Genomic DNA, 8,747 nt, shown 5'->3' with positions numbered 1-8,747 from the left:
TCTGCCAGGCGGATGATCCCGCAGGTGCCTTCGCTGTGAGCGTCCTGTTGCCTCTGCTGTTTCCACTGTAGCATAAACGGGCCGAGGAGACAACGCCTCTCCGCTGGACCTGCCCCAGATGGTCAGGGACGGCCAACGTTTTTCTCTCTGCTGGCTGGTCCGCTCGGCCCGCTCTCTGGCGCGATTCTACTTTGGCAGAGCAAGCATGGCGCCTTATCTGCCGCCTGTTACTTCGCTCGCTTGTTGCCGGCAAGCCACCAGGGCTTAAGTGGCCAGGCTACGCAGCTTCTCGACAATGCCGGGCAGAACAGTGAGGACGGTCTCAATGTCTTCTTCGCTATTGTCCTTGCCCAGCGTCAGGCGCAGGCTGCCGCGCGCCCACTCGGGCGGCAGGCCTAGCGCCACCAGCACATGCGAGGGTTCCACAGAGCCAGAGGTACAGGCTGAGCCGGTCGAGGCGGCAATGTTGAGCAGATCAAGGTGAAGGAGGATCGACTCACCTTCGACTCCCTCAAAGCAGAAGCTGGCATTGTTGGCCAGGCGCTGCGTCGGATGGCCGGTTAGGCGGCTGCGCGGAATACGGCTCAGGACGCCTTCGATGAGGCGGTCACGCAAAGCTCGCAGCCGCGGCTGTACCTGCTCTAGCTCTTCATAGGCAAGGCGTAGCGCAGTAGCCGCCCCGACGATGCCAGCCACGTTCTCGGTACCAGCTCGTCGCCCGCGCTCCTGCGAGCCACCTTGTTGCTGCGGCAGCAGCCGCACCCCCTGGCGCACATACAGGATACCTACACCCTTCGGTCCATAGAATTTGTGGGCTGAGAGCGAGAGCAGGTCTGCATTCAGGGCCTTGACATCGAGTGGTAAGGCTCCCCCCGCCTGCACGGCATCAATGTGAAAAGGCACTTTGCGCTGTCGACAGATGCGCCCTATCTCTGCGACTGGTTCGACGGTGCCGATCTCGTTGTTGGCATACATGATAGAGACCAGCACAGTCTCATCGCTGATGGCTCGCCCAACGGCATCAGGGTCAACCAGGCCATATTCGTCCACTGGCAGGTAGGTAACGCGGAAGCCGAAACGCTCTAGGTAGTGACAGGTGTGCAGGACGGCGTGGTGCTCGATGGCCGAGGTAATGATGTGCTTGCCTTTGTTCTGCGTCGCCAGGGCCACGCCTTTGATGGCCAGGTTGTCGCTCTCCGAGCCACAGCCGGTAAAGACGATTTCGGTGGGTCGACAGTTGAGAATGGCAGCAATCTCTTCACGCGCACGATCAATGGCCTGCATGGCCCGCCGCCCTAGAGCGTAGATGCTGCTGGCATTGCCATATTCGCTGGTGAGATAGGGCAGCATGGCCTCCAATACCCGCGGGTCAAGGGCCGTCGTTGCCGCATGGTCAAGATAAATGAGTCGCTCTGGCATGGTCGTGCTCTTTTATCTGAGAGATATATCCCGTATCGCTTGTCTTACTTGATAGCCCCTCATAGTCGGTACAGTCGATAGCAATTCCCCGCTTGTTCATGCTCAGCGGCGACCGCCAGGCCTGCTTATGAGACAGGCTGTCAGGCGCGCACGGGGCTGGCTCCCTCCTCTTGCCAGCTCGCCACTGAGTAAGTGCGCTTGTCCACTGGCTGCCTTCATTGTATCATAGGACTGGCTCCGCTTCCCGTCGTGTAGAATGCTTAAAGAAGCAAATGTCTTTTGTTCCATTCAACGCTAGGTGTAGCGAGAGAGAAGAAAGGAAGATTTGATGGGAGAGGAACTCTTTCTTAGCCTATTGCCTGACTTTGATGCACTTGCTGGTCAGCACGTGATCGTACGCCCGTACCGCGAGGAGGATGCCTCGCCTCTCTTTGCTGCTATTCAGGAATCGCGCCCTCACCTGCGTCCCTGGCTGCCTTGGGCCGACCAGCACCAGCGTCTTGAGGAGACGCGCGATTGGATCAATCGTCAACGTGCAGCCTGGTTGCTGCGCGACATCTATAACTGTGCGGTGATCAGTCTGGCCGATGGGCAGCTCCTGGGAGGGATCAGTTTGAAGCCCCACGACTGGCAGGCGCGCGTTTTCGAGATTGGCTATTGGCTGCGCGTGACGGCCACCGGTCGGGGATACATGACAGAAGCAGTCCAGCTATTGACGACCTTTGCCTTTGAGCAGCTCGTCGCCAATCGTGTCTTTATCCGTTGCGATGAGCGTAACGAGCGCAGCGCCGCTATTCCGCGCCGCCTGGGTTTCGTCTGCGAGGGCTGCCTGCGCCATGAGTCGTTGGCTCCCGACGGCAAGCTGCGCAATACGTTGGTCTTTGCGCTGACTTCGGCAGACTACCGGCAGAGCAGACAATAGCCCCTTGCGAAGAGGCCGGCAGCGATGACGGGTTGGGGATACCGCATCTGCCGGCCTGCTGTCTTGTGCTACCGATCTGCTGGCTCTATTCAGGCAGGCTGCAGTCAGCTTGAGCCAAAAGCGAGCGCTATGCTGGCAGTCGCTTTCAGCTAGAGGCTGCCCCAGTTGTAGACCGTGTCAGGCTGTACGCTGGGGCTGTTGTAGGCCAGGGTAATGAGTTCGTGGGCCTGCAACTGGAGAGTGTGGAAATCGCCGTGATAGGGTTGGCCATTGACATAGACTGTCCATCCCACGCTCTGATCAAGCTGGCTGGGAAAGCCCTCTCCCAGTTGAGAAAACTCGTTCTTCCAGATATCGAAGAATTGCCCGAGAGTGAAGCGCTGGTTCTGCGGCGCCTCGATATGGATTACTCCCGTGGTGTCGTGGGTATGCAGCCAGTAGATACAGTCGCTGGCAATGCCGGTATTGGCCGGGATCTGTACCGGCTGGCCGTCGATGTAGAGCGAGAGATGAGCGTGATAATGGACCGCGACCTGCTCGCTGGCGTCGCAGTAGACTTGATCCACCGGTGGATAGGCGGCATCGACTAGCGGGTGGTTTTGAGTCTGGGTCTGATTCTGGGTCTGACCTTGCGCTCCCGCTCGAATTAAGAAGTAGCCTCCACCTCCTAGCAGCAGACAGAAGAGAACAACAACCCCAACTGACAAGAGCCGCGTTCGCAGCTTGGCCCGGCGCTGCGCTCGCTCCCGCCGTAGCTGTGCTTGTCTTCGTCGCTCCTCTCGTGCCTCCTTGAGGCTGGACTTCGGCGCTTCCACCCGCGTCCCTCCATTTCGGCTAGTCTCCACCGTCCGTCTGATGATGCCACTGGCCTGGGGAGCCTTCCTTTTGCTCACCGTTCCTCTCCTGATAACTCACCTTCATTCAGCCTCTTCTTCTTGAAGAAGCCTTCGTTCATACTGCCGCTGCGAAAGCCGAGAAGATCAAGAGTGACGTATAGATAGCCGAGACGGCGCAAGCCTTCCGTGACCTTGCGGCTCGTCTCTTCCTCGATGAGGCGCGGCATGTCTTGCCGCTCGACTTCAATGCGGGCTATGGAACCATGATGTCTCACACGCACCTGACGCAGTCCCAGCTCATGTAGTAGCTTCTCTGCCTGATAGACCTTCTGCAACGTTTCCAGATCAATGCGCGTTCCATAGGGAATGCGCGAAGAAAAGCAAGCGAGCGCAGGTTTGTCCCAGACCGGCAGACCCAGCCAACGAGCGAGGGCGCGAATCTCGCTTTTGCCCAGCCCCGCCTCTAGCAGCGGACCGCGGACGCCAAATTCTCGGGCTGCGCGCTGACCTGGGCGAAAATCTCCCTCATCGTCTTTATTGACCCCATAGGCCACGTAGCGCAGGCCATACTGGCGGGCCAGGGCCGTCAGATGAGTGAATAGCTCCACTTTACAAAAATAGCAGCGATTAGGCTGGTTGGCTACATAGCGCTCATCCTCAAGCTCATGGGTCTCTATGGTCAGCACCTGGATGCCCAGTTCTTTGGCGAGTTTCAGCGCGGCCTCACTCTCTTCGGGGGCATAGGCCGGCGATAAGGCCAGGGCACCTAGTGCGTGCTCACCGAGTTCGTCATGGGCTACTTTTAAGAGAAGGGTGCTATCGACGCCACCAGAGTAGGCCACTAGGACCGATTGCATCTCTCGCAAAAGAGCCTGCAGGCGTCGATACTTCTCCAGTGTCACAGCATCAAGCGCACTGAGACGTTCATCCTTCGCCGAGGAAGTTGTGAGCATAGAACTGTGATATCGCCTTTCTTCTCTTCCACAGGGAAACGTCAGCTTTGGCCGTCCTCTTTCTCTTGTTTGCTTGCTACTGGCGACGGGGTTGGCCACGTTTCCCATGGAGCTGATGCTATACTATGAGAGCGGTATGGCTGTATTGCAGATTTCGGCTGCGCGCGGTCAAGTGCTATTATAGCATGGCCGGCAAGCCAGAAGTGGAACACAAGGCGACCGGAGGAGAATGGTGAGCGCAGAACCTGTGAGCGCCGCTATTTTGCTGGCTGCTGGCACTTCTAGTCGCATGGGCGCGGGCCGGCATAAGCTGCTCTTGCCGCTGGCGGGGCGCCCGCTGGTACAGTATAGCGTGGAGGCGATTCTGGCCTCGCAAGCCCGCCCCCTGGTCATTGTTCTGGGCCACCGTGCAGAGGAGGTGCGCACCGCCCTGGGCGAGTATGCCTCTCACCCGGCGGTCGAGCTGGTTATCAATCCCGCCTATGCTCAAGGGATGAGTACCTCGCTGCGCTGCGGCGTCCAGGCTCTGCTGGCGCGCGCCGCTCGTCTGCACGAGCCACCGCCCGCCAGTGCGCTGATTCTCCTCGGTGATCAGCCTTTTATCTCCGCAGGCCTGATCAACCGACTGATCACCGCCTGGCGCAGCTCCGGCAGCCAGATCGTAGCCCCTAGCTATGGCGGACGACGCGGCAATCCGGTCCTCTTCGCCTCCGCGCTCTTTCCGGAGCTGCTGAACGTTGAGGGCGATGAGGGCGGGCGCCGCGTCATCGAGCGCCACCGCGCCGAGTTGATGCTTGTCGAGGTGGAGGCTGAGGAGGCACGAGCCTCTTTTGACGTCGATACCTGGGAAGCCTATCAGGAGGCGCTACGCGCTCAGCTAGATCCAGAGATGCCCGGCCATCAGGGCCTTTAGTTCAGCCTCCGTTAGCAGCCAGCGGGCGGGAGCGCGCTGGAGGGCAAGACCGGCCTTTCCGGTCTGAATCTGAGGCGGCCAGTCTCTGTAGAGCGAGTGAGCATGCTGAGGAGGAGGGCAAATGTCTCAGCAGAAGATGGGCGAGCATGCCCATACTGGGGATTCAGGACACGAACAGGCAGCTTTCTGGCTGAGCTATGCGCGCGAGCTCTGGGGGGCGATTCGCTATCCCGAGGCCCTGGCTGCTGTTGAACGCGCTTTAGCCCTGGCCCCTGATGATCCTTCCGCCTGGTACCTGCGGGGGGCCTGCCTTTGTTTACTGGCCCGCCATGAGGAGGCCTTAGCCTCCTTCGAGGAGGCGCTGCGGCGGGACAAGCACTATGTGCCTGCTTGGGATGGCAAGGCCTGGGCTTTGGGCATCCTTGGACGTCGCTCTGAGGCCCTGGCTGCCGTTGAGGAAGCGCTACGCCTCGATCCTCACTATCTGCAGGCCCGCCTGCGTAAGGCGCGCCTGGAGGCTACCGCTGAAACAGAGGCTGACTGACAGGGGTGGCGGGAGCTGGCTCCGATTGACAACGTGCTGAGTGACTGGTTGTCGCCAGTTCTTGTGGCAGCTCGTGGCTGCCGGGGCTGAACGAGACAGTGGGCAAGTGGTCAACAACGTGGTAGGATAGTTGGCGTGGTGGTCACTGGCAGAGCTTAGCCGCTCCTCCTTGCGCCCTGTGCAAGCTAGCACAGGAGGCAGAGTCGCCTCGCCACGCCTGCCAACAGCAGGCAGGCCGCTTGCGAAGACAAACGACTTGACCACGAGCAAACGGAGAACACTCTGCATGTCCTCAACATTGCTTGAGCAAGAGATACGCAGTCAGCCCGAGGTGCTTGCCCATCTGCTCGAACGGGAGCGCCCCCACGTAGAGCAGATTGTCGCTGCGCTGCCCCCGTTCAATTATGTTCTGATCGCTGCCCGAGGCTCATCGGATCACGCCGCACTCTATGCCAAATATGTCTGGGCCGCTCTGGCTGGCCACACCATTGCGCTGGCCACGCCCTCGCTCTACACGCTCTATGGCCGGCCTCCTCGCCTGGATGGGGCCCTGGTTGTCGGCATCTCGCAATCGGGTCAGTCGCCCGATATTGTCGCAGTACTAGCAGAGGGACGCCGCCAGGGCCGTCCAACGTTGGCCATTACCAATGATGCCAGCTCCCCGCTGGCTCGAGCCGCCGACCATGTGGTCGCGCTCCACGCTGGACCAGAGCGCAGCGTTGCCGCGACCAAGACCTATACCGCCCAGCTCACAGCGTTAGCCTTGTTCGCCGCCGCTTGGAGTCCCCAGCCAGCCGGCCACTTCGCCGCCCTGGAGGCCTTGCCTTCCGCCGTCGCCCAGGTGCTGACTCAAGCCGATGAGATCGCCCGGCTGGCTGAGCGCTACCGCTATATGGATCGCTGCGTGGTGATCGGGCGCGGCTTCAACTACGCCACGGCCTTTGAGCTAACGCTCAAGCTCAAGGAGCTGACCTATGTGATGGCGAACGCCTATTCGTCAGCGGACTTCCGCCACGGCCCGATCGCTACCGTCGATGCTGGTCTGCCGGCTATCTTGATCATGCCACGCGACGCAACCTTTGCCGATATGCATGAGCTGGCCGAGGAACTGGGGCGCCGCGGGGCCGAGCTGCTGATCATCTCTGAGGAAGCCGAAGCCCTGGCCCTGGCACGCACACCTTTGCCCCTGGTCAGCGGTGTCCCGGACTGGCTGAGCCCTGTGACGGCCATTGTGCCCGGCCAGGTGCTGGCTCTCCATCTGGCGCTGACTCGTGGCTATAATCCCGATGTGCCGCGCGGCCTTCAGAAGGTAACCCTGACGCTCTAAGTCAGCCAGCATAGCGGCGAGCCTGTCTTCGTCCCTCTCCTCCCCTAGCAGAGAAAGCAATGCCCCGGCACTTGTCCGGGGCATTCTTGTCTAGTCATCTATTCCACTAGAGGGGCCAGCCGCTGACGCCAGGAGGCGCTGACGAAGGCCAGGCGTCCCCGGCACAGTACCGCCTGGAGCGCCAGCGCCTGATCGAAAATGAGCAGGTCGGCATCGTAGCTGGGTTGCAGACGGCCCTTACGTTCACTGACACCGGCAGCCAGGGCTGGATTGTAGGCCAGCATGCGAGCCGCTTCGCGTAATGAGAAACCAAGCATCTGGACCACGTTACGCAAAGCCTGCTCCATCGTGAGCACGCTCCCCGTGATGGTGCCATCGGGCAGACGCGCTGCGCCATCGATCACGGTGGCCCGCTGCCCACCAAACTCAAAGGAGCGCTCAGGGCTGCCCGCCCCGCAGAGAGCATCGGTGATCACTACAGTGCGCTCAGGGCCAAGGGCTTTCACCAGGGCTTTCATTGCCGCCGGATGAACATGCACGCCATCGACGATCAGTTCGCCTCGTACATGGCTTGCCTCGACCAGGGCCCCGAGCGGCCCCGGCTCACGGTGATGGAGGGGACGCATGGCATTAAAACAGTGTGTGACATGACTCACTCCCAGGGCAAAGGCCCGTCGCGCTTGCTCATATGAGGCGTCGGAATGCCCCAGGCTTACGGTCACGCCGGCGTCGAGAAAGCGGCGAATCATGGCCTCGGCCCCCGGCAATTCGGGCGCTAAGGTCACAAGCCGGAGATGGCCACGCGTCAGCTCTAGGATACGCTCAGCCTCCGCCTCACTGGGCTGACGCAGCCACTCGGGCAGGTGCGCCCCTCGCCGCGCAATGTTGAGATATGGCCCCTCCAGATGAATGCCGAGCGGTTCCGCCAACGGCTCCTGACTCGCCTCACAGCGCTCAATGGCCTCTACCGCCGCCCTCAGTTGCTGCTCCGGCAGAGCATATGGCACCCCAATCACTCCAATGAGAAAAGCCGTGGTCCCGCTGCCAGGCGCCCAACGGGCATAGGCGCAGATCTCGCTGGCGTCCGCAGTGCTGAGATTAAAACCACCTCCGCCATGCGTGTGCACATCGATGAAGCCCGGCAGAATGATGGCGTCCTCAGCCTCGATGACTAAGCCCGGCTGCTCCTCCTCTTCACCTAGCTGCTCAATACGCCCATCAACAACAGTCACGCTGCTGTTAGACAGCTCAGCCAGTGCATCGACGAGATGCGCTCCTTGAAAGGTGAATCTGCCCAAATACGTACTCCTTCACTGATCATTGATTTGACGGCTGGTATCTCACACTGTGGAGTATTCCCAGGAGAAGAGAAGTTTTCTACCTGCGACCACAGTATTATATAAAACGCGACCATGCCCACCAGGAAAAGCATGTGTACGCGCTTGTATGCTCCTGCTTCCTTCCCCCCCTCTCGTTGGGAGCGGACTGGGGGTAAGTGGCTATGTGATCTATACAACTATTCATTTGTACCTCCTGGCACAAGAGTACCAGGAGATGAGCAACTTGGCAAGCCCTTGTATGTGCCTGCACTGGCCTTTGAAGAGGTCTGGAGCAGGCGGTCCGCGCGCGCCGCCGGGTGGTTCTGGAGGGGAACAAGGGGAGAGAGCAGCTTGCACACCTTGGTCCGGCTATCGGTGAGCCTGACTGGTCAGCCTGATAGCCTGGCGCTCGCGACAGGGGAGGCGGGAGCAGATAGAGAGAGGAGATGGATGGACCCGGGCGTCGGGCAGGCGCCTCTCAGCGGTCATTGCTTGTGCAGAGCCAGCATATACC

At 60.4% G+C, this 8,747-nt stretch carries 8 protein-coding genes; 4 read left to right on the top strand and 4 right to left on the bottom strand.

The features are described from left to right. Nucleotides 1-264 precede the first annotated feature (264 nt). Nucleotides 265-1,419 (bottom strand): cysteine desulfurase NifS, encoded by a 1,155-nt coding sequence (nifS, locus tag IRZ24_RS12830; RefSeq protein ID WP_297164857.1) that lies wholly within the window; start codon nt 1,417-1,419, stop codon nt 265-267. 328 nt (nt 1,420-1,747) lie between these two features. On the opposite strand from nifS, the gene IRZ24_RS12825 reads away from it, so the two are divergent. Next, complete coding sequence (locus IRZ24_RS12825) at nt 1,748-2,341, top strand: GNAT family N-acetyltransferase (RefSeq protein WP_297164856.1); 594 nt, start codon at nt 1,748-1,750, stop codon at nt 2,339-2,341. A 149-nt stretch (nt 2,342-2,490) separates the two neighbouring features. On the opposite strand, the gene IRZ24_RS12820 is transcribed toward IRZ24_RS12825, so the two are convergent. Both IRZ24_RS12820 and larE read right to left on the bottom strand, forming a co-directional pair. Further along, nucleotides 2,491-3,234, bottom strand: a complete 744-nt coding sequence (locus IRZ24_RS12820) for a hypothetical protein (RefSeq protein ID WP_297164854.1) — start codon at nt 3,232-3,234, stop codon at nt 2,491-2,493. Beyond that, nucleotides 3,231-4,130, bottom strand: coding sequence for an ATP-dependent sacrificial sulfur transferase LarE (gene larE / locus IRZ24_RS12815; protein ID WP_297164852.1), 900 nt, complete (start codon nt 4,128-4,130; stop codon nt 3,231-3,233). Before larE ends, IRZ24_RS12820 begins: the two co-directional genes overlap by 4 nt. 229 nt (nt 4,131-4,359) lie before the next feature. On the opposite strand from larE, the gene IRZ24_RS12810 reads away from it, so the two are divergent. The 3 genes from IRZ24_RS12810 to IRZ24_RS12800 all read left to right on the top strand — a co-directional run bounded on the left by IRZ24_RS12810 (nt 4,360) and on the right by IRZ24_RS12800 (nt 6,914). Beyond that, nucleotides 4,360-5,043: a nucleotidyltransferase family protein gene (locus IRZ24_RS12810; protein ID WP_297164850.1), complete on the top strand. Its 684-nt coding sequence runs from the start codon at nt 4,360-4,362 to the stop codon at nt 5,041-5,043. Between the two features lie 121 nt (nt 5,044-5,164). After that, nucleotides 5,165-5,587 carry a tetratricopeptide repeat protein gene (locus IRZ24_RS12805; RefSeq protein ID WP_297164847.1) on the top strand — a complete coding sequence of 141 codons (423 nt, stop codon included), beginning with the start codon at nt 5,165-5,167 and terminating at the stop codon, nt 5,585-5,587. A 286-nt stretch (nt 5,588-5,873) separates the two neighbouring features. Next, nucleotides 5,874-6,914 carry an SIS domain-containing protein gene (locus IRZ24_RS12800; RefSeq protein WP_297164845.1) on the top strand — a complete coding sequence of 347 codons (1,041 nt, stop codon included), beginning with the start codon at nt 5,874-5,876 and terminating at the stop codon, nt 6,912-6,914. A 98-nt stretch (nt 6,915-7,012) separates the two neighbouring features. On the opposite strand, the gene nagA is transcribed toward IRZ24_RS12800, so the two are convergent. Further along, entirely contained in the window at nt 7,013-8,212 is a 1,200-nt protein-coding gene (gene nagA / locus IRZ24_RS12795; protein WP_297164843.1) for an N-acetylglucosamine-6-phosphate deacetylase, read from the bottom strand. Nucleotides 8,213-8,747 lie beyond the last annotated feature (535 nt).

Source organism: Thermogemmatispora sp. (assembly GCF_019683755.1).
In the GTDB taxonomy this organism is placed as follows: domain Bacteria; phylum Chloroflexota; class Ktedonobacteria; order Ktedonobacterales; family Ktedonobacteraceae; genus Thermogemmatispora.
Note: the sequence above shows the minus strand (reverse complement) of the source record. Positions and strands in the feature narration are given on the sequence as shown.

Excerpts from the sequence above, each read along its gene's own strand:
- nifS (WP_297164857.1), bottom strand. The coding sequence starts at position 1,419 with ATGCCAGAGCGACTCATTTATCTTGACCATGCGGCAACGACGGCCCTT.
- IRZ24_RS12825 (WP_297164856.1), top strand. The coding sequence starts at position 1,748 with ATGGGAGAGGAACTCTTTCTTAGCCTATTGCCTGACTTTGATGCACTT.
- larE (WP_297164852.1), bottom strand. The coding sequence starts at position 4,130 with ATGCTCACAACTTCCTCGGCGAAGGATGAACGTCTCAGTGCGCTTGAT.
- IRZ24_RS12810 (WP_297164850.1), top strand. The coding sequence starts at position 4,360 with ATGGTGAGCGCAGAACCTGTGAGCGCCGCTATTTTGCTGGCTGCTGGC.
- IRZ24_RS12805 (WP_297164847.1), top strand. The coding sequence starts at position 5,165 with ATGTCTCAGCAGAAGATGGGCGAGCATGCCCATACTGGGGATTCAGGA.
- IRZ24_RS12800 (WP_297164845.1), top strand. The coding sequence starts at position 5,874 with ATGTCCTCAACATTGCTTGAGCAAGAGATACGCAGTCAGCCCGAGGTG.